Origin of the sequence: Pseudomonas putida (assembly GCF_005080685.1) — a bacterium.
In the GTDB taxonomy this organism is placed as follows: Bacteria; Pseudomonadota; Gammaproteobacteria; order Pseudomonadales; family Pseudomonadaceae; genus Aquipseudomonas; species Aquipseudomonas putida_V.
This window is the reverse complement of the sequence record NZ_CP039371.1, coordinates 4,040,109-4,058,398: the sequence shown is the minus strand read 5'-3', so window position 1 is coordinate 4,058,398 and position 18,290 is coordinate 4,040,109. Positions and strand designations below refer to the sequence as shown.

The window sequence follows — 18,290 nt, the reverse complement described above, 5'->3', positions numbered from 1 at the left end:
CGCGGTGTAATCTTCGCGGGTAAACCCGCTCCCACAGGACTGCTGTGCGTTCCTACAGAAAAGAGCCCTCACGGTGGGGTGGTGGTAAGCTGCTGCTGGTGGAAGTAAGTGTTACGTTATAACATGTGAGGCCTCATTCAGGTCTCGGCTCGTGTTACTCACGTTCGCTCAATGGTCCGCGACCCGGTCACACAAAGTTTCACCAAGGGATGCCCGCGATGACAGAGCAAGAGCTTCTTTCGATGCCAGACCAAGCCTACATGGACGCCACACAACAGGCGTTCTTCCGCGCACTGTTGCTGTCCCAGCGCACCGAGCTACAGGCGCGGATCTCCAGCGAATTCCAGGCGATGCGGGAGTTCGAGCCCAGCAGCGACCCTTCCGACTTGGGCACTGTCGAGGAGCAAAGGCAGTGGCAACTGCGCCTGCTGGAACGCGAAAAAAAACTCCTGGACAAGATCGACGAAGCGCTCGAGCGGCTCTCCCGCGGCGACTACGGCTGGTGCCAGGAAAGCGGCGAACCCATCGGTCTGCGACGGTTGCTGTTACGCCCAACCGCGACCCTGTGCATCGAGGCGAAAGAACGGCAGGAGCGCCAGGAGCGGCACATGCGTGAAAGCTGACCGCTCCCGGGCGCCCGCCGAGGGCGCCGAGCAACTTGCGCAACACAATTCAAAACATCGAAAGGCTGTCCTTATGTATGGATGTATGAAACGCGGCAGGGTATGGGTTCTGACTGGCGCAGCGCTGACAGGATTGGGCGCATCGGAACCTGCGAGTGCGTTGGAAGTCGAGGCACCAGAGGTGGCGGAGCTCGATGCGATCGAAGTCACGGGGGAGGGCGGGCGTAGCGGGCGCCTTGATCCATTGGCGCGCAGCAAGGTCAGCAACGACGCGCAGAGTCTGCCTGCGGCGGTGTCGACGATCACCGACGAAGAGCTTCGCACCCTCAATGTGGATCGCGACATCTCCAACATCTACCGCCGCGTGCCGGGTGTGGTGGCCAACAATATCGACCAGGGCGACACCGGTAACGGTTTTCGCATGCGCGGGTTCGCCACCAACGGCACTCACGGCGCGGATGTGGCGGTGTATGTGGATGGTGTGCCGCAGAATATCCCGTCCAGCCAAGGCGGCGCAGGGCATGGGCCGGTGTTCATGGAATGGCTGACGCCGCAGATGATCAAGCGTGTCGATGTCATCAAGGGCCCAGTTTCGGCGCTGTTCGGCGATCAGAACCGCGCGGGAGCCGTGAATATCGAAACGCTCGATGGGGGGGATGTCGCGTCGAGCATTGGCCTGGACATCGCCAGCTATGACGGGCGCCGGGCCAACCTGGTGCTGGCGGGCGAACACGCAGGCTTCGAGTCGCTGTTCGTGGCCGATGTGTACAAGACCAATGGCTATCGAAAAGCCGCCGAAACCAACCGCGACAACTATTTCTGGAAGCTTTCCAAGGTCTTCGACGACGCCAGGTATTCGACCCGGTTCAGCCACTATGAGTCGGATTTCAAGAACGACGGTTATCTGAACCTGCCTGCACTGCGGGCCGGCACCATCGGTCGGCGCGACACCGACAACCTGTATGGCTTCGGCAACGCCAATCGCAATACCCTCGTCTTCAATCGGGCGCCAGCCTATGACGAAGCTGGCCTGTACTACGGCGGTTATTACGAAAACTTCAGACGCGTACGAGCCATTTCCAACGGCACCGTTACCCACAACTACGGCAAGGATGACCGCGACATCTATGGCGGGCGAGTCGCTTACAATTTCGTCTTTCCAGACACCGCAGCGCTGATGGTAGGGGCCGATATACGTCGCGACAAAGGCGATGCCTTCCGCCAGCAATACCGAGACTTCGAGCCCACGCCGAATTTCTACTACGACTTCGACATGGATCTGATCACCTATGGCGTATTCGCCCAGGGCCAGTACAAACCGTTCGAATCACTCAAGCTGTTGGCCGGGGTTCGCTACGATCGCTTTGACTATGACATCGACAACCTGAAATTCCGTAACGCCGATACGGGCTATCACAGCTCTGTCACCACACCGAAGTTCGGGTTGGTATGGACGCCCATCGAACAACTCGAACTGTTCACCAACGTCGCGCAGGGATTTCGCTCACCTGCCGCGGAATACATAAGCTCCGGTAGCAGCAGTGCGCTGCCGCCGAGCCAGACGGGTGGGCAGGTCAACGGCGATGTGCGGCCGAGCAAGGTCAAGTCCTACGACATCGGCTTCACCGTGAGGCCTACGGAGCGGTTGTCGAACACCACCGAGTTCTACTACATCGAAAACGACAGCGAGACCGTGCAGACTTCGCCCGGGGTCTACGAGCAAGTGGGCGACACCACCCGGCGGGGTGCTGAAACCAGCTTCATTTACCGGGTAACGTCCACTGTCAGCACCTACATGAGCTACGGGCGAATCATCGACGCGGTCATCAACAATCCACCGGCGGGTACCGGCGCTCTATTGGTCGTGCCGGAGCACACCTACAAGGCGGGCGTGCAGTACCGCAATGCCTTCATGAATGGCCAGCTGACCCTCAATGCGGATGTGTACCACCTTGACGGCATTCCCTATTACATCGGAACAGAGAAACATGAGATGCCGCCCTATACCCGGTATGACCTGCGGGCGAGTTACGACTATCGGGATTATCAGTTCAGCGTGTATGGCACCTTCCAGCCTCATCGCTACGGAACTGAAATTGCCTACGGTACCAACAGTGGCCTGGTGATTGTTCCGCAACCTTCGACGACCTTGGGTGCTTCGGTTCGGTATTACTTCTGAGACAGGTCAGGGCCGCATTGCGGCCCCGGGCTGCCGTACTGATGCCTAGAGTTTGTACTGGATGGTGTAGGACTCATCATCTCTAGGCTCTATGGTGATCGGCAATCCGAATAGCTTGCCGCCACAGTCACTGACGATGCATCGGTACACGGCGCCTTGCCTGAGCTGAGCCCACAAGCCTTCATCATGGATGATGATACCCACGACGCGGTTTTGTGGATCCTCTCGGACCTGAGCCACCTGATAATCAAGGTCGCAGCCGAATTCAGGGGTAGTAAAGTCTGGGTCGTAGCCGATGAGTACCCCATGTCGCTTGAGATCGTCCCGGATCCGCTCAATCACCTCATTTGCTTCTTGTTTTATCATGATCGCTATCTCACGGTTCATGCCCTCATCAAAACTTTAGCTGACCCTCAAGATTTCGTTGTTTATCGGCGAGACCGGCGACTCACCCTGGCCTGACAATTCTGCCAGTACCGACAAACCCTCGTTGTGCCCATCATGGTGTGTCAAACCACTGCGCGGCGGCAGCCCCTATGAGCAGAAGCAGCTTTGAGCGCATCAAGGCAATCCTGGAAGACGCGTTCCTGGATTGCGAGATCATGAGGGAGTCCACCCTGGGAAGCCTCGATGACGACGGCCTGGACGTTTTCGATGTGGTGCTGATGATCGAGGACGAATTCGAAGTGGAACTCGCCATCCCTGATGAGCGTTTTGATTCGACTACGGTCGGGCAACTTGCCGATCAGATCGACCACGTGCTGCGAAAGTGAGTCTGCAAGCCGACGTTCCAGCGGCGTCCCGGCTGGCCTCTTCGCGGGCAAGCCCGCTCCCACAGGATCAGCGCTGTTCTTGAAGCCGGCGCCGTACCTGTAGGAGCGGGCTTGCCCGCGAAGAGGCCAGCCAGGACACAGCAGGTCTCCCACAGGACCAGCGCTGTTCTTGAGGCTGGCGCCGTACCTGTAGGAGCGGGCTTGCCCGCGAAGAGGCCAGACAGGACACAGCAGGTCTCAACGGCGCAGCCCCAGCTCGGCATCACCCAACAGTGCCTCGGCCAGGGCGCTACCCAATTACCTGGCAAAACTGCCAGTAGAACCCTCCCGCTGCTGGTTGCATGATCATCCCCAAGGCCACCCCTGGCCGTTTGCAATCCAGCGCACTGTTCGAGGATCAAGAAGATGCCAGCAGAAAGACAAAGCGGCACAGTCAAATGGTTCAACGATGAGAAGGGCTATGGCTTCATCACGCCTGAGTCCGGCCCGGATCTGTTTGTGCATTTCAGGGCAATCGAGGGGAACGGTTTCAAAACCCTCAAGGAAGGTCAAAAGGTCAGCTTTATCGCTGTAGAGGGCCAGAAAGGCAAGCAGGCCGATCAAGTGAGGATCGAGATGTAGCTCGCCGATCTGTCAGCCCAGTGCGACCTCCCAGCCTACAGGAGACGCAGTCATGACCCGCAAAGACCGACAACCTGTCTCGTTCAAAGCCCTTCACACCTCGGCGCCCGATCCTGCCGACGTCATCTTCCGCCGCGAAGCGTTCGCCGACGGCACGGCGCAGATCAAAGAGGGCCAGTCCGTCAGCTATGAACTGGCCCTGGGCGAAGATGGCCTTTGGTATGCGGTGAACATCATCATCGAAGACGATGAGCCCAAGCCCGATTAGCTTCTGGGCTCATTGGCCACCCTCTAACGTGGACACGGCGAGGGCGCAGACTTCCATTGCATCAGCCGACACCCCATGCCGCTGCTCGAGCACGGCGGACAACCCAGCGCAAGCGAGGATCAACTGGCATAGGCGGATGCGGTCTATTCCCGAGGCGGCATTGACGATCTCAAGCCTTCGCTCGAACAGCTTCGCCGCCAGGCCCTGATTTTTCAGCGGAGCGAAAAACAGAAGGGCATAGTCATAGCCTCTGTCCCCATACAGCCCCTTGGGGTCGATTGCCCGCCACCCGGCGCGACCGAAGTCCAGGACATTGTCATGGTGGAGGTCGCCATGAAGCGCCACGCGCTCTTGCTCGGACGCCAGCAGTTCGCAGGCAAGTTCGGCACCTTTGCCAACCAAGCCGCCTCGCTGGCCGGCGACCCGAAGCAGCGGTCGAAACCAGTGAACGAGGCTGATGAGGGACAACGCCTTGCCAATTCGATGTGCATGCAGGCGAATCGCGACGTCACAGATCAGCTGGGTGGCTTGATCGTCCTGGCCTTGCGCACTCATCCGGGCGAGGGATCGACTGCCACCGGCACGTTCCAGTAGCACCGCATCATCGTAATGGGCCAGCACCCGCGCTGCGCCTTCGCCTGCCCACTGCATCATCAGCCGTGCGCCGGCCTGCTCCATTGGGTTGTCGGTGACCTTCAACATGGCCGGGATACCTTGGTACTGCACAGGCAAGAGCCAGGAGGTCGTGGATCGAAAAGGGGTACCGTCTTTGGTCAAACTCCATTGGCGTATGAAGCGGGAAAAATCGGGTGCATTCATGAACATTCGCATCCTTGTCGGCTGTCGCGCTGAACGATGGCCTATTAGGGGGACGACGCTCGGATACAGGCAACTGGCAGAAATGGTAGGCGCGGGTGACAGCAGGTGGCGTAGCTGCTCAAGAGGCTGGACACCGTGTTCGTCCTGCCGGTGGGCCTATACAGCTTCTGAGCCTGGGGGGGAGATAGCGCAACTGGAGTGTTCGCTATCGATCCTGAAAACTGCCAGTAAGGATCCGGGATGCATAAAGCCTAACTGTCTATTTTGCAGCACGGAAATGACATTCGTCCTCGTACCCAACACTCCCACCGTTGTCTCGGCCGGTTCGAACCTCTTTAAACAAGGCACTTTGCCCGTTGGCCCACTCCTTGCTCTGCCCCCTGTGAGATTGACTATGCCAATAGAAACTCGCCTAATTTAAATCAGGTGGGGAGCAAGACCTTGAAACGTCAACACCGGGCAACTTCTGCAGTATTCCGACATTCATCCCTATTCGCTGTAAGCAGCGCACTATTGACCTTCACCCCGTGGGCCTCGGCTGACGATCCCGACCCCAGCGGCGACAAGCGCCTGGGCACCGTCACCGTCCAGGCCGCCAAGCAGAGCCCTGCGCAGGTCGCTCAGAGCAAACTCGACGAGGTCGCGGGTGGTACCAGCCTGGTGACCCAGGCCGAAGTCGAAAAAGGCCGCTCGGCGACCTTGGAAGATACCCTGGCGTATCAGCCCGGGGTCTATGCGCAGTCTGCCGGCGGCAATGATGCCATCAAGATTTCCATACGCGGCTCTGGCGCCAACACCTCGCCCGGTTATTTCCGAGAAGGCACCAAGTTTCTCTTCGACGGCCTCGCGCTGACCGGTGCCGGCGGTACACCCTATGAACTTCTCGATACCCAGGGGCTGAACTACACCGAAGTGCTGCGTGGCGCCAACGCCTTCGAGTACGGTGCATTGTCGCTCGGCGGGGCGATCAACTTCGTGACCAACTCCGGGCTGACTGCGCCGGGCAACCGCATCAAACTCGAAGGCGGCAGTTTCGGCTGGCAGAAGCAGACCCTGAGCACGGGCGGCGTGGTCGGTAATGCCGACTACTACGTCAGTGTCGACAACGCCAGGCGTGATGGCTACCAGGACTTCACCTTCACCAAGGCCAAGGGGGTGGTCAGCAACTTCGGTTATCGCTTCAACCCCAAGCTCGAAACACGCCTGTACATCCGCTACCGCGAGGAATACCACGAGAACTCCGGCACCCTGACATTGGCGCAGCTGAAAAAGAACGCCAAGCAGACCAACGCGGCCACCTATGCGTCCCGTGGCGACTCCACCAAGCGCGGCTCCACCTGGGTGGGCAGCAAGACCACCTATACCTTCGATGACGACGCCACCCTCGAAGCCGGGCTGGTGTACCACAACTACCCGCAGATCCTCAGCCGCAAGAGCACCGTCAACCCCAACTACTGGGACTGGCGCGACATCAACTACTCACTCAAGTACAGCCGCACCGACCAGTTGTTCGGCCTGCCAAGCACCACCACCGTGGGGTGGAGCAGTACCCAGCATATTCGCTCAGGCGTGCGCACCTACAGTGGCGACAAGGACCTGGGCATCCTGCAGAAGCAGGTCGAGTACGACGGCTCGTTCGACCATGTGTTCACCCTGGGCAATGACCTGGGCCTGACCGACAACCTGTACCTGGCCACCGGCCTGTCGGCGATAGAGATCAAGCGTGACATCAATGTCACCTTCAGCGATCGCGCCAACACCAGCGGCTTGCCGGACCATTACAAGTACGACGAATGGAAGCTCGCGCCGCGAATCGGCCTGCGTTACTACATCGCCCCAGACGTGCAACTGTTCGCCAATGCCAGCCGCACCATCGATCCGCCAAGCTCCTGGTCCAGCTCCGGCTCAGGGGTCACCAGCAACTATGCCAAGCCGCTGGTCCCGCAAGCGGCCAACACCATCGAGTTCGGCATCAAGGGCAAGTCGGGGATTTTCGACGGCAGCCTGGCGTTCTACAAGTCGTGGGTCAAGAACGAACTGCTCAACGTCGAAGTGCTTCCCGCCACCAGCACCTCCGCCGCAGTGGTATCCACCTCCAATGCCACGCCCACCATCCACCAAGGTATCGAAGCCGGCCTGAGTACCCGTCTGTGGCAAGGCGCCAACGGTGACAGCCTGACCTGGCGCCAAGCCTACACCCTCAACGACTTCCACTACGAAAACGACCCTCTGTTCAGCAAGAACGAGCTGCCGGGCCTGCCCAAGCACATCTACCAGGGCGAGCTGCAGTATCAGTGGGCCAACGGTTTCTACGCCGGGGTCAACGTGCGCACCGCCTCGAAAACCGCAGTGGACTACGCCAACAGCTTCTACGCGCCGTCCTACACCCTGTGGGGCGCACGTCTGGGTTACGACGACCCGGGCAAGGCCTGGCAGGTGTACCTGGACCTGAAGAACATCACCGACCAGGACTACGTGACTGCGGTGCTGCCAACCTACAACTCACAGGGCAGGGACGTGGCGTCGCTGTACCCAGGTGACGGTTTCGGTGCGTTCACGGGTGTGACCTATAACTTCTGATCCTGACGATGAGGTGTTCGTCTCTAGGTTTGCAGCGCCGCGTAAATCGAGCGCCGCCCGCGCGGCGCATCGCGACGCAAGGCCGCTCCCACATCTGTTTCGGGCCAATCATGTCTGATAGGCCATGGTTGTCAGCCTGATGGGCCCGGCGCGATATCTGTGTTGCCGCCAAAGGCGAACAACCATGGCCTGACAGACAAACAAATGTGGGAGCGGTCTTGCGTCGCGATGCGCCGCGCGGGCGGCGCTCGATCTCCGAGACAATGTCCATTTCACGACAAGTTCTACCCAGCCGCACCACCCGCATCAAGACGAATGACATTGCGAATACGTTCCCTTCACCTTTTTTTCACGTGCCCTCATGCAAGCTACACCCATCCCTACGTGATAGTTCTTGCCCGCCTCGGCGGGCTTTCTTTTGCCCGCGATTCCACCTGGCCTGCTACAGCGCCCGCAACATCTCCCAGAACGACGCCCCCACCCCGGTAATGCTCTCACCCGCGATCAACCCCGCCGCCGCTGTAATCGCGAAGCGATCGGTGACGCTCGGCCAACGGCAACTGACCAACCAGGTGAGCACCGCACCCAATCCCATCATCAACGCAATCGACGCCGGCAGTATGAATGCCAGCCCCAGCGCGGCAGTGCTCGGCAGCCAGCGGGCCCATCGTGGCGCCAGCAGGCTGTCCAGCGCGCCCAGCAGCACGCCAGCCGCGCTGCCGGCCACTATCGCCCAACGGATCTCCGGCGACAGCGCGCCCAGCCCCTGCGTCAGCGTCTGGGCCACGGCCTTCCAGGTCGCCACGGCCGGGGCGGGCCACTGCGCGGTCAGCAGCATGCTCTGCGGGTCTGGGATCAACATCAGGTACACCAGCACGCCGACCACGCTGCCGATGAAGATACCGATGCATTGCGCAATCAGCTGCTTGTGGGGCGTGGCACCGATCGCCAGGCCCACCTTGAAGTCGTTCATCAGGTCGGTGGATTGCCCTGCCGCGCCACCGGCCGTGTTGGCGCTCATCAGGTTGATCGCCACCTGGCCCGGGGCGACCAGGCCGAAGCTGAGCTGCGACAACTTGCCGATGGCGCCAATCGGCGCAATGCCAGTGGCGCCGACCACGCGTGCGGCGACGACGGCCAGGCAGACCGCCAACGGAATGCTTAACAACGCCATCCACCAGTCGATCCCGAACAATAGCGCCTGCAGGGCCACTACCAGGACGATGGCCAGCAGCAGGCCCGATGCGGCCCAAGGGGAAAACCGCATCCTGGCGCGCGGCGCCCGATTGACCACGCGGTCGCTGGACGCTCGCCGTGACACGTGCAGCAGGCGAACCAACAGGGAGGTCAGGGTCGCGCAGACCATCAGACTCACGCCCGGCCACAGCAGCCATTCGACCAGCGCGCCGAACTGCGGGCCGCTGGCGTTCGTGGGGAGTACCACCAGGGCATGCTCGATCAACCACGGCGCCAACCCGCCCCAGGCCAGCGCGGCGCCGATCAACAGCGTCAGGCCCACGCGAATACCGATGATGCCGCCGAAGCCGATGAGCATCAGCGAAGGGTCGAGGGTGAAGGTCAGGCGCTCGAGCGCAGGCGTGGGTGCCCAGCGGGGAATCGTCCAGGCGAACACGTCGATCCATTTCACCAGCCCGGACAACAGCGCGGCGCTGCACAGCACCTTGATCCGGGTCATGGCTTCACGTCCCTGGTTGTAGATCTGCTGCAGCGTTTCCAGAGTCGCCATGCCTTCGGGGAACTTCAAATCATGGTCGTTGAGCAGGGCGGGGCGCAGGTACCAGGCAATCCAGATACCCAGGAAACTCACGGAAAATACCCACGCCATCATCGGCACCGGATCCAGCTGGTGCCCGGTGAGCAGGGTGTAGGCCGGGATCGGCGCGACCAGCCCGCCGGAAACGATCGAGGCGGCGGCCGACGCGACGGTCTGGTTGATGTTGCTTTCGTGCAACGTCCACGCGGGCCGGCCGTTGCTGCGTCCGGCCAGGGCCTGCCACAGGGCGAAACCGACCAGCAAGGCGATGATCGACATGTTGAACGACCAGCCGATCCTGAGCCCTGCATACACGTTCGAAGGCGTGAGCAAAATGCCCAGCATTACGCCGGTGAACACCGCTCGCAGGCTCAGTTCACGTTCGACACAGACCTTGGGGAGGGCGTTTGTGGGGGCATCTGCCATGGCAATCCTTTGTGCATGTCGCAAGCGCGGTCTGGACAACTGAGCCTCGACAGCCACGAAGGTTCACTGGTGGTGCTGGTGTTCGCGGATCGACCCGGATGCCAGTGCGTTGGCAAATGGGGCCGCGTTGCGGCCCATCGCAGGCAAGCCAGCTCCCACAGGCCCTGCATGTCCTTCACGAGCAGCGCCTTCCTTGTAGGAGCTGGCTTGCCTGCGATGGGCTGCAAAGCAGCCCCCGCGCGCGCCTATCATTTCTGTCAGTTGTGGCGCCTGAAAGGCGGGCCAATCATCATCGAGGCTGACTCTCGATGGAGCGAGCAAATGTCTAAACCTGCGAACCTGAAGTCCAGCAGGGAACACCAGTGGATGACAGGTATCGATGAAGATCTGAACGTGACTGTCTCAGCAATTGGAATCACCCGGTACGGCGTCGACCAGCTCGGGTTCATCAAGTACGTACAACAGCCGGCAGTAGGTCACAAGCTCGCAGTGGGTAATCGCTGTGGTGTAGTGGCGTCAGCGCGCCATGCGAACGTGCGCCACCGCCCTCCTGGTCTACTTCAGAAAGTTCAAATCCAACGGATAGTCCAGAATGATCCGGGTCTGGTCCAGATCATTGGCAATCGCCCCATAATCACCCCCCGTACGCATCGACGCATGCAGGACCCGCAGCGACAGGTTCTTCGCCGGCCCCGACTGCACCACGTACTTCACCCAGAGATCACGCTCCCATTGCGAGCCGTCGCTGACCGCCTGGTAGCGCGCGTACGCACCGCCGGCCCCACGGCCGTCGATATCGGTACCGCGTATGTAGCGCGCCGTGAAGCTCAGCCCAGGTACTCCGAGCACCGCAGCATCGAGGTCGTAGCGTGCGCTCCAGGCCCGCTCGTTGGGGCTGTTGAAGTCGCTGCCCTGGGAGGCGGCGTCGAGTTCGATGTCGAAGCTGTTCCACACGTAGTCGAAAGGTTGGTCGCCATCGATCCGGGTGTAGGCGACTTCGAACTTGTGGCCGGCCAGCGCATAACCCACGCGGGCACTCCAGGCATCGTTGCGAATATCGCCGAGCAGTGAGTTGCCGGTATCACGGGTGCGGTAGTAGTTGGCGCCAGTGTTGAATACGCCACCCACCTTCAATGGCACCCGGTATTCGACGGAAGCAAACTGCTGTTTCCAGATGTTGTCCAGTTCCGAACCATATAGCTTGATCTTCACGTTATCGAAGCCGGTGTAGATACCACCGTAGTAGCTGACGAAGTCACTGTCGGCCTGGCGCCCGCCGTATGCGGTCCCCAGTTTGCCGCCATGATTGGTCTCGGCACGATCGCTGCTGGAGGTGAACCGTCCGCCATTGAGCGTCAGCCCGTTGAAAGTGCGGTCGGTGAGATTCCAGCCCCGTAGCGTTTGCGGCAGCAGGCGGATATCGCCGTACTTGAGCACGGGAGAGTCGGGGAACAGGTCGCCATAGGCCAGTTCGGTACTACCGATACGCATCTTCACCGCGCCACCGGCCTTGGAGTACTCGCTCTTGGGAGCGCCCTGGTTGTCGCGCGAGACGATGCCGCCATTGCCGATGCCATCGCCGACCCGGCCTTTGCCGCCATCCAGTTTCACCGCGCCCATGTAGTGCAGGTCCAGGCCGAAGCCTACCAAGCCCTGGGTGAAACCGGAGTTGAACTTGGCCAGCACACCCTGGGCCCATTCCTGACGATAACTCTGCCGTTCGCCGGCAGGATTCAGGTAACTGCCGTTACGGTTGTCGGCGTTCCAGTAGAAATTCCTGAAGCCAACCGTGGTCGTGCTGTCTTTGAGAAAGCCATGCTCGGCTTCGCCTGCATCGGCCATGGAACCGCACAGGCAGGCACTCGCACCCGCCATCCCCCACGTGAAAACTTTGCGCCACATAGACACTTCCTTTTTGCCAGATTCAAGAACGGCAGCGTGAAGATTTATTGTTATTGGCCCTGCGTCGTCGAACGGGCAGCCGAGGGCCTGGTCGCTAACTTGGGTTGAGGCAAGTTGCGACGCTTTATTGTTGTTTTGCGCGTGAAAACCGCTTGGCGCCTATCCCCGGCAAGCCGGCTCCTACAGGCGCCATGTCGCCGGGAAGGGCGTCTAAGCGGTCAGGCCGTCGAAGAACCGCGCGGCGTTCTCATCCAGGGTCGCGATGTCGTAGCCACCTTCCTGAACCACCACACAGGGCAAGCCCAGCGCCTTGATTCGCTGGCCGAGCAGGCGGAAGCCTTCATGGCTGACGGCCACCTTGGACTGCGGGTCGCCCTCGTAGATGTCGAAGCCCAGCGACAGCACCAGTACATCCGGGGCGAAGTCGCGCAGCGCCGCTGCGGCCAGGTCCATACAGGCGAAGAAGTCTGCCTCGCTGGCGCCGTGAGCCATCGGCAGGTTCAGGTTGAAGCCTGCACCCGCACCGGTTCCGGTCTCGTCATCGAAACCGGCGACCACGGGGTAGAAGTTGGTCGGGTCGCCATGAATCGACACGTACAGCACATCGTCGCGGTCGTAGAAGATTTCCTGGATGCCCTGGCCGTGGTGCATGTCGGTGTCGAGCACCGCGACCTTGGCGAACTTGCCACGCAGCACCTGGGCGGCGATGGCTGCGTTGTTCAGGAAGCAGAATCCGCCAGCGGCTTCGGCCCGGGCATGGTGCCCCGGTGGCCTGCACAGGGCATAGGCGGCGTGGTCGCCCTCGATCAGCGCATGGGCGGCGGCCACTGCGCTCTGCGCCGACCAATAGGCCGCCTGCCAGGTATGCTCGCCGATCGGGCAGCTGCCGTCGGCCAGGTAGCGGGCGGTCTTGCCGAGGATGCCGCGCAAGGGGTTGCCTTCGCGGATGAAGATATTGGACATGACTTCATCGCCCCAATCTTCCGGTACCTCGTGCCACTGCTGGTAAGCGCTGCTCAGGTAGTCCAAGTAAGCCGAGCCATGCACCGCTGCCAGCGGCGCCAGGCCATGGTCGGCGGGCTGATGCAGCGGGTAGCCGAGTTTCTCGACCACCGCCAGCAGCGGATCGATGCGGCTTGGAAGTTCCTGTGGTTGGCGCATCTGGCCGCGCGACAGGTAGGAGCGGGGATGGTGCAGGCGTTGAGCGGGGTGGAAAAACGTTTTCATCGATGACCTCTTGGTAACGCGTGCGATCAATAGCCCAGTTCGGGATCGACCAGGTTGTTCAGTGCCAGCCCTGCGCTCAGGCGCGACACGTTGTCGGCCACTTGCTGGGCGATGCACAGGTCGGAGGCGGCCGATGCCATGTGCGGTGTCACCCAGACGCCCGGCGTGTGCCACAGCGGCGACTCAGCGGGCAGTGGCTCCTGTTCGAACACGTCGAGCAAGGCGCCGCGCAGTTGGCCACTTGCCAGAGCCTCGCGCAGGTCGTCAGCGTCGAGGTGTTGGCCGCGACCGCAGTTGATCAATGCGCTGCCTGTTGCCATGTGGCGGAACACTTCGTGGTTCAGGACGCCATGGGGGTTGGCGGTGAGCGGCAGCAGGTTGACCAGCACATCCAGCCCAGCGAGAAAACCCTGCAGCGCATGCGCGCCGTCATAGGTCGTGACGCCGTCGATCTGCCGCGGCGTGCGTGCCCAGCCGCGGACGTCGTAACCCGCTGCGGCCAGACGCTGTGCCACCGGCGCGCCAATCGCGCCCAGGCCCATTACGCCGACCCTGAAATCCTGTGCCTTGCGTTGCACCGGGCGCTGCCAATGTTGCCTGGGGTTGCCAGCGATCACCTGGTCGAAACCGCGGTGAAAATGCAGCACGCCCCAATGCACGTACTCGCTCATGCCCTGGGTGTGATCGGGGTCGACCACCCGGCATACCGGTACCTGTGCATCACGCGAGCCGTCCTGGGCCAGGTGATCGACGCCCGAGCCGATCGAGTGCACCAGACGCAGGTTCGGCAAACCTCCCAGGCTGCCCGCGGGAGGGAACCAGCAGACCGCCACTTCGGCCTGTTGCGCGTGGGCGTCGTCTGGCCGCATGACGTCCAGATGCGGGGCATATTCGGCGAACAACGCGGCCAACCAATCCGTCAGTCCGGGGTTCTGGCAAAGCAATACGAGGCGGGCCATGGTCAGCTGCACCAGTCGCTGCGCTGCTCGTCGATCAGACTGAGCGCGGCCTGCCAGGCCATGTCGATGATGCCGTCGATGCCATCGCGGGCAAATTGCGCGGCGGTGTGTCGGCACACCTCCTCGCTGGGGAAGTTCAGCGCCACGCCGGCGGACATCGCTTGGACCTGCGCCTGGCAGGCGCGCTCGAGGAAATAGATCTCGTGAAACGCAGCCGCGACGCTGCCACCCGCTGCCAGCAGGCCGTGGTTACGGAGGATCATCGCCTTGCACGAGCCGAGGTCGGCGACCAGGCGTTCGCGCTCTTCCAGCGACAGCGCGATGCCCTCGTAGGTGTGATACGCCAGGTTGCCGTAGAACTTCAGTGCGTGTTGGGTCAGCGGCAACAGGCCGTCACGCTGCGCGGCTACGGCCATGCCGGCGGCAGTGTGGGTGTGGATGATGCAGTGCAGGTCTGGCCGCGCATCGTGGATGGCCGAGTGGATGACGAATCCGGCCACATTGACCTTGCCATCGTTGTAGTGGCTGTCGACCACCTTGCCGTCCAGGTCGATCAGCACCAGGTCGCTGGCGCGCATCTTCTCGAACGCCACGCCGTAGCGGTTGATCAAGAAATGCCGATCAGGGCCCGGCACTCGCAGGGTGATGTGCGTGTCGATCAGGTCGGTCATGCGGTAGTAGGCGATCAGGCGGTACAGCGCGGCGAGGTCGCAGCGCGACTGCCATTCGATGTCCGAGAGGGTGAGAGGCTTGCTCATCAAGCGATTCCTTGCGAGGTGGAGAGGGCGACCGGCTTGCTGTTGGCGCTGCGCAGCTGGGCCAGCCCCAACACGCCGGTCAGCGACATCAGCGCCAGGACACTGAAGAACATGGCCAGCGGGACCCATTGCCCGGCGAACTGGCCGGCGAGGAAAGTTCCCAGCATGGGTGTCAGGCCGCCGGTCAGGCCGCTGCCCAGTTGATAGGCGATGGAGATGCCCGAGTAACGCACCCGCGCCGGGAAGGCTTCGGCCATGTAGCCGGCGATCACTGCATACAGCGCCGACAACAGGACCACGGCCAGGGTGATGCCGGCGGTCATGTAGACCACGTTGCCAGTCTGTACCAGCAGGAACATTGGGTAGGGGGCGAGGATGCACAGCGATGCCACCCACTTCAGGAAGCGCCCCTCGCCCAGGCGCTCGGCGAGCATGGCCGAACAGGGTTGCGAGAGGAACTGCAGGATCGTGACCACGAACAGACAGTTGAGGATGGTGGTCTTGGCGATGCCCTGGTACTGGGTGACGTAGGTGATCATGAAGGTGTTGGTGAAGAAGAATCCACCGGAGCCGATGGTCACGGCCAGGGCTGCGAAGATAATGTTGCGCCAGTTCTTGCGCAGCACTTCCGCCACCGGGTTGTCGGAGGTCTGGTCGTTGTCCTTAACCTCGGCGAACTCAGGCGACTCCGGCACGCCGAATCGGATTGCCAGGCCGACGATCATCAGCAGCCCGCTCATCAGAAACGGAATGCGCCAGCCCCAGCTCATCAGGTCGTCCTGCTCCATCGAGGTGATGAAGCGGAAGGCGATCAACGCCAGCAGCAGGCCCGCCGGGCTGCCCCATTGGGCGAACGAGGCGAAGAACACCTTGCGGCCCTTGGGGGCGTGTTCGCTCGCCATCAGCACCGCGCCGCCCCATTCGCCACCGACCGAAATACCTTGCAGCAAACGCAGGAAGATCAGCCCGATCGGCGCCCAGATACCCACCTGGGCGTAGGTCGGCAACAGGCCGATGCAGGTGGTGGCAACCCCCATCAGGACGATGGTCACCAGCAGCATCTTCTTGCGCCCGAGGCGATCGCCCAGGTGGCCGAACACCATGCCTGCGAATGGACGGGCGATGAAGCCGACCGCAAAGCTGCCGAACGCGGCCATGGTGCTGAGCATCGGGTTGTCACTGGGGAAGAACAGCTGCCCGAGGACCAGGGCCGCAGCGAAGGCGTAGATGTAGAAATCGTAGAATTCGATGGTGGTGCCGATGAAGGCAGCCGCCGCGGCACGACGCGGGGTGGGGGAGTTGCGGGTCATCTGAGGCTCCTGGGCGTCATTGTTATAGGCAGGAGAAGAAGGGGCCCTGCACGGGCAAGGCAAAGGCACTCTGGCGGTGCGTTGCTAGATGTTGAGGCAACACCTATTCTAGGAAAAGCTTCTAATTTAAATACTTAAGTATAAGACCAACGAATAATGACGACGCCCGCAGTGCCGCCTACCCGAAACGCCGAAGCCAAGCGTTTTCTTAACGATCGTCTGGACTGGAACCTGTTGCGGACATTCCTGGTGATCGGCCAGGAGGGCAGCATCAGCCGGGCGGCGGCCCGCTTGCACCTGAGTCAGCCGGCTATCAGCCAGGCACTCAGGCGTCTGGAAGAGCAGTTGGACAGCGCGCTGGTGGTGCGTCGTGGACCGCGTATAACCCTTTCGCAGGCGGGAGAGGAAGTGATGCAGATCGCTGCCGAACTCTACGGTACGGTGTCCCGCCTGGGGCCTGCGCTGGACAGCCCGGCCGAGACGGTGACGGGCAAGATCCGCCTGCTCAGCATCAGCCGCATCCAGTCACGTGCCTACGATGATTTTCTTGCGCAGTTTCATAATGACTACCCACAGGTAGAGCTTGAGATCGACGTGCTGCGCAGTGCGGATGTGGTCAGTGGCCTGTTGCAGAAAACCGCATCGTTCGGCCTGAGCCTGTGTCGTACGCCCCAGCCGCGGCTGGAGCAGCGGGTCTTGCTCGAACAGCGCTACGCGTTCTATTGCGGCAAGCGCCATCGGCTGTTCGGGCGCAAGAATCTGTCGGTGGCGGATTTGCAGGGCGAGAATTTCGTCAGCTTCACCAGTGACCAGATCGGCGGCAATCTGTCGCCGCTCACGGTGTTCCGTGATCAGCATGGTTTCACTGGGCGCCTCATCGCTTCGTCGCCGAGCCTGGATGAAATCCTGCGCCTGGTCGGCGCGGGTTATGGCATTGGTTGCCTGCCGGAGCATATCGTCGCGGCGGATGTACAAGCCAATGAACTCTGGCGTTTGCCGCCATGGGAAGGGGTGATCGACGTCAACGTGTACCTGTTGTGGAACCGCGAGCAGAAGCTGACCCAGGCCGAGTCGATCTTCCTCGATCGTTTCCAGCAGATGCTCATGACCACCGATCCCGCTGATCGGTTCTGACATTCTCGGTGCGCAGCCGGCATACTCAGTCAATCCAACAACCCACGCGCCCTGCCAATCGCTACCGCCTCCGTACGCCCTTGCGCGCCAAGCTTGGCGTTGATGTTGCGCAGGTGCGATTTGACGGTGGATACGGGTAGGAACATCTTCAGTTCCAACTCTCGGTGGTGCTGCTGGCGCTTCGCCGCCTGTTCGACCCAAGCACTAGCTCATGTAGTCGGCAGGTGGCGCGGGAAGCGCTGCCAGCAAGGATTTCAAACCATCGCTCCATTGCGTGCGAATCTGGCTGAAGTAGGCATCCTCGCTGCCGATACGCATCTGTTCCCTGGCTTCGAAACTGTCCTTGCGATACACCAGCACGTCCAGCGGCATACCGACCGACAGGTTGCTGCGCATGGTCGAATCGAACGAGATCAGGCCGCAGCGCAGCGCTTCGTCGAGTGGGGTCTGGTAGGTCAGGTTGCGATCGAGAATCGGCTTGCCGTACTTGCTCTCGCCCAGTTGCAGGAACGGCGTGTCCTCGGTGGCCTGGAAGAAGTTGCCTTGGGCGTAGATGTTGTAGATCCCCATCGGGCCACCGGCGATTTGCCCGCCGACGATGAGCGCGCAGCTCAGGTCGGCTTTCGAGGCGAGTTTGCTGCAATCGCGCAAGATCACCTCGCGCAGGGTGTCGGCGACCATGACCGCAGCATCGTAGAGCGTGCCCACGTTCAGTAGGTGCGCAGCAGACGTGCGGATACGCTGGTTGAGCAGGTTGACGACCGACTGCGAGGTGGCCAGGTTGCCGGAAGTTTGCAGGACGATCAGCCGATCGCCCGGAACACTGAAAACGAACAGTTTGCGGAACGTGGAAATCTGGTCAATGCCCGCGTTGGTGCGTGAATCGGAGATGAAGACCAGCCCGTCCGCCAATTGCATGGCGACGCAATACGTCATG

17 protein-coding genes and 1 pseudogene are annotated in these 18,290 nt (G+C 61.4%); 8 read left to right on the top strand and 10 right to left on the bottom strand.

Features of this window, described 5'->3' with window-relative positions; all coding sequences use genetic code 11:
• Positions 1-218: 218 nt before the first annotated feature.
• The gene (gene dksA, locus E6B08_RS18425; RefSeq protein WP_136915372.1) at positions 219-623 is read left to right on the top strand and encodes an RNA polymerase-binding protein DksA; all 405 of its coding nucleotides are present in this window, start codon (positions 219-221) and stop codon (positions 621-623) included.
• Positions 613-2,802, top strand: a complete 2,190-nt coding sequence (locus E6B08_RS18420; RefSeq protein ID WP_136915371.1) for a TonB-dependent receptor — start codon at positions 613-615, stop codon at positions 2,800-2,802. The genes dksA and E6B08_RS18420 overlap by 11 nt, the downstream gene beginning before the upstream one ends.
• A 45-nt stretch (positions 2,803-2,847) precedes the next feature.
• Here the strand turns inward: E6B08_RS18420 and E6B08_RS18415 are convergent, their stop codons facing one another.
• Positions 2,848-3,189 carry a hypothetical protein gene (locus E6B08_RS18415; protein WP_238349238.1) on the bottom strand — a complete coding sequence of 114 codons (342 nt, stop codon included), beginning with the start codon at positions 3,187-3,189 and terminating at the stop codon, positions 2,848-2,850.
• Positions 3,190-3,338: 149 nt separating this feature from the next.
• Between E6B08_RS18415 and E6B08_RS18410 the strand changes: the two genes are divergently transcribed.
• The 3 genes from E6B08_RS18410 (at position 3,339) to E6B08_RS18400 (ending at position 4,464) form a co-directional block, all read left to right on the top strand.
• Complete coding sequence (locus E6B08_RS18410) at positions 3,339-3,575, top strand: acyl carrier protein (RefSeq protein ID WP_136915370.1); 237 nt, start codon at positions 3,339-3,341, stop codon at positions 3,573-3,575.
• A gap of 405 nt (positions 3,576-3,980) precedes the next feature.
• Positions 3,981-4,196 (top strand): cold-shock protein, encoded by a 216-nt coding sequence (locus E6B08_RS18405; RefSeq protein WP_136915369.1) that lies wholly within the window; start codon positions 3,981-3,983, stop codon positions 4,194-4,196.
• 52 nt (positions 4,197-4,248) lie between these two features.
• Entirely contained in the window at positions 4,249-4,464 is a 216-nt protein-coding gene (locus tag E6B08_RS18400; RefSeq protein ID WP_136915368.1) for a cold shock domain-containing protein, read from the top strand.
• A gap of 9 nt (positions 4,465-4,473) precedes the next feature.
• Here the strand turns inward: E6B08_RS18400 and E6B08_RS18395 are convergent, their stop codons facing one another.
• Positions 4,474-5,283, bottom strand: coding sequence for an aminoglycoside phosphotransferase family protein (locus tag E6B08_RS18395; RefSeq protein WP_192938557.1), 810 nt, complete (start codon positions 5,281-5,283; stop codon positions 4,474-4,476).
• A 513-nt stretch (positions 5,284-5,796) separates the two neighbouring features.
• Between E6B08_RS18395 and E6B08_RS18390 the strand changes: the two genes are divergently transcribed.
• Positions 5,797-7,863 (top strand): TonB-dependent receptor family protein, encoded by a 2,067-nt coding sequence (locus E6B08_RS18390; protein ID WP_136915366.1) that lies wholly within the window; start codon positions 5,797-5,799, stop codon positions 7,861-7,863.
• 442 nt (positions 7,864-8,305) lie between these two features.
• Here E6B08_RS18390 and E6B08_RS18385 read toward each other — a convergent pair whose 3' ends face one another.
• Complete coding sequence (locus E6B08_RS18385; RefSeq protein ID WP_136915365.1) at positions 8,306-10,063, bottom strand: OPT family oligopeptide transporter; 1,758 nt, start codon at positions 10,061-10,063, stop codon at positions 8,306-8,308.
• Between the two features lie 15 nt (positions 10,064-10,078).
• On the opposite strand from E6B08_RS18385, the pseudogene E6B08_RS31535 reads away from it, so the two are divergent.
• Positions 10,079-10,582 (top strand): annotated as a pseudogene (locus E6B08_RS31535) (hypothetical protein); the annotation flags it as partial.
• Between the two features lie 36 nt (positions 10,583-10,618).
• Here E6B08_RS31535 and E6B08_RS18375 read toward each other — a convergent pair.
• From E6B08_RS18375 to E6B08_RS18355, 5 genes are all read right to left on the bottom strand, one after another.
• A complete protein-coding gene (locus tag E6B08_RS18375) occupies positions 10,619-11,965 on the bottom strand; it encodes an OprD family porin (RefSeq protein WP_136915364.1) in 1,347 nt (448 codons plus the stop codon).
• A 210-nt stretch (positions 11,966-12,175) separates the two neighbouring features.
• Positions 12,176-13,192: a histone deacetylase family protein gene (locus E6B08_RS18370; RefSeq protein ID WP_136915363.1), complete on the bottom strand. Its 1,017-nt coding sequence runs from the start codon at positions 13,190-13,192 to the stop codon at positions 12,176-12,178.
• Between the two features lie 26 nt (positions 13,193-13,218).
• Complete coding sequence (locus E6B08_RS18365) at positions 13,219-14,151, bottom strand: 2-hydroxyacid dehydrogenase (RefSeq protein ID WP_136915362.1); 933 nt, start codon at positions 14,149-14,151, stop codon at positions 13,219-13,221.
• A 2-nt stretch (positions 14,152-14,153) separates the two neighbouring features.
• Entirely contained in the window at positions 14,154-14,909 is a 756-nt protein-coding gene (locus E6B08_RS18360) for a class II aldolase/adducin family protein (RefSeq protein ID WP_136915361.1), read from the bottom strand.
• On the bottom strand, positions 14,909-16,219 hold the full coding sequence (locus E6B08_RS18355) for an MFS transporter (RefSeq protein WP_136915360.1): 1,311 nt from the start codon (positions 16,217-16,219) through the stop codon (positions 14,909-14,911). The genes E6B08_RS18360 and E6B08_RS18355 overlap by 1 nt, the downstream gene beginning before the upstream one ends.
• 156 nt (positions 16,220-16,375) lie before the next feature.
• On the opposite strand from E6B08_RS18355, the gene E6B08_RS18350 reads away from it, so the two are divergent.
• On the top strand, positions 16,376-17,353 hold the full coding sequence (locus tag E6B08_RS18350) for a LysR family transcriptional regulator (RefSeq protein WP_136915359.1): 978 nt from the start codon (positions 16,376-16,378) through the stop codon (positions 17,351-17,353).
• A gap of 29 nt (positions 17,354-17,382) precedes the next feature.
• Here E6B08_RS18350 and E6B08_RS18345 read toward each other — a convergent pair whose 3' ends face one another.
• Positions 17,383-17,499 carry a helix-turn-helix transcriptional regulator gene (locus E6B08_RS18345; protein WP_136915358.1) on the bottom strand — a complete coding sequence of 39 codons (117 nt, stop codon included), beginning with the start codon at positions 17,497-17,499 and terminating at the stop codon, positions 17,383-17,385.
• A gap of 58 nt (positions 17,500-17,557) precedes the next feature.
• On the bottom strand, positions 17,558-18,289 hold the full coding sequence (locus tag E6B08_RS18340) for a peptidase (RefSeq protein ID WP_136915357.1): 732 nt from the start codon (positions 18,287-18,289) through the stop codon (positions 17,558-17,560).
• Between the last annotated feature and the right edge of the window lies 1 nt (position 18,290).

Coding starts and splice junctions, on each gene's coding strand:
- E6B08_RS18355 (WP_136915360.1), bottom strand. CDS start 16,219: ATGACCCGCAACTCCCCCACCCCGCGTCGTGCCGCGGCGGCTGCCTTC.
- E6B08_RS18415 (WP_238349238.1), bottom strand. CDS start 3,189: ATGAACCGTGAGATAGCGATCATGATAAAACAAGAAGCAAATGAGGTG.
- E6B08_RS18405 (WP_136915369.1), top strand. CDS start 3,981: ATGCCAGCAGAAAGACAAAGCGGCACAGTCAAATGGTTCAACGATGAG.
- E6B08_RS18395 (WP_192938557.1), bottom strand. CDS start 5,283: ATGAATGCACCCGATTTTTCCCGCTTCATACGCCAATGGAGTTTGACC.
- E6B08_RS18360 (WP_136915361.1), bottom strand. CDS start 14,909: ATGAGCAAGCCTCTCACCCTCTCGGACATCGAATGGCAGTCGCGCTGC.
- E6B08_RS18365 (WP_136915362.1), bottom strand. CDS start 14,151: ATGGCCCGCCTCGTATTGCTTTGCCAGAACCCCGGACTGACGGATTGG.
- E6B08_RS18410 (WP_136915370.1), top strand. CDS start 3,339: ATGAGCAGAAGCAGCTTTGAGCGCATCAAGGCAATCCTGGAAGACGCG.
- E6B08_RS18375 (WP_136915364.1), bottom strand. CDS start 11,965: ATGTGGCGCAAAGTTTTCACGTGGGGGATGGCGGGTGCGAGTGCCTGC.
- E6B08_RS18370 (WP_136915363.1), bottom strand. CDS start 13,192: ATGAAAACGTTTTTCCACCCCGCTCAACGCCTGCACCATCCCCGCTCC.
- E6B08_RS18400 (WP_136915368.1), top strand. CDS start 4,249: ATGACCCGCAAAGACCGACAACCTGTCTCGTTCAAAGCCCTTCACACC.
- dksA (WP_136915372.1), top strand. CDS start 219: ATGACAGAGCAAGAGCTTCTTTCGATGCCAGACCAAGCCTACATGGAC.
- E6B08_RS18385 (WP_136915365.1), bottom strand. CDS start 10,063: ATGGCAGATGCCCCCACAAACGCCCTCCCCAAGGTCTGTGTCGAACGT.
- E6B08_RS18340 (WP_136915357.1), bottom strand. CDS start 18,289: ATGACGTATTGCGTCGCCATGCAATTGGCGGACGGGCTGGTCTTCATC.
- E6B08_RS18350 (WP_136915359.1), top strand. CDS start 16,376: ATGACGACGCCCGCAGTGCCGCCTACCCGAAACGCCGAAGCCAAGCGT.
- E6B08_RS18345 (WP_136915358.1), bottom strand. CDS start 17,499: ATGTTCCTACCCGTATCCACCGTCAAATCGCACCTGCGCAACATCAAC.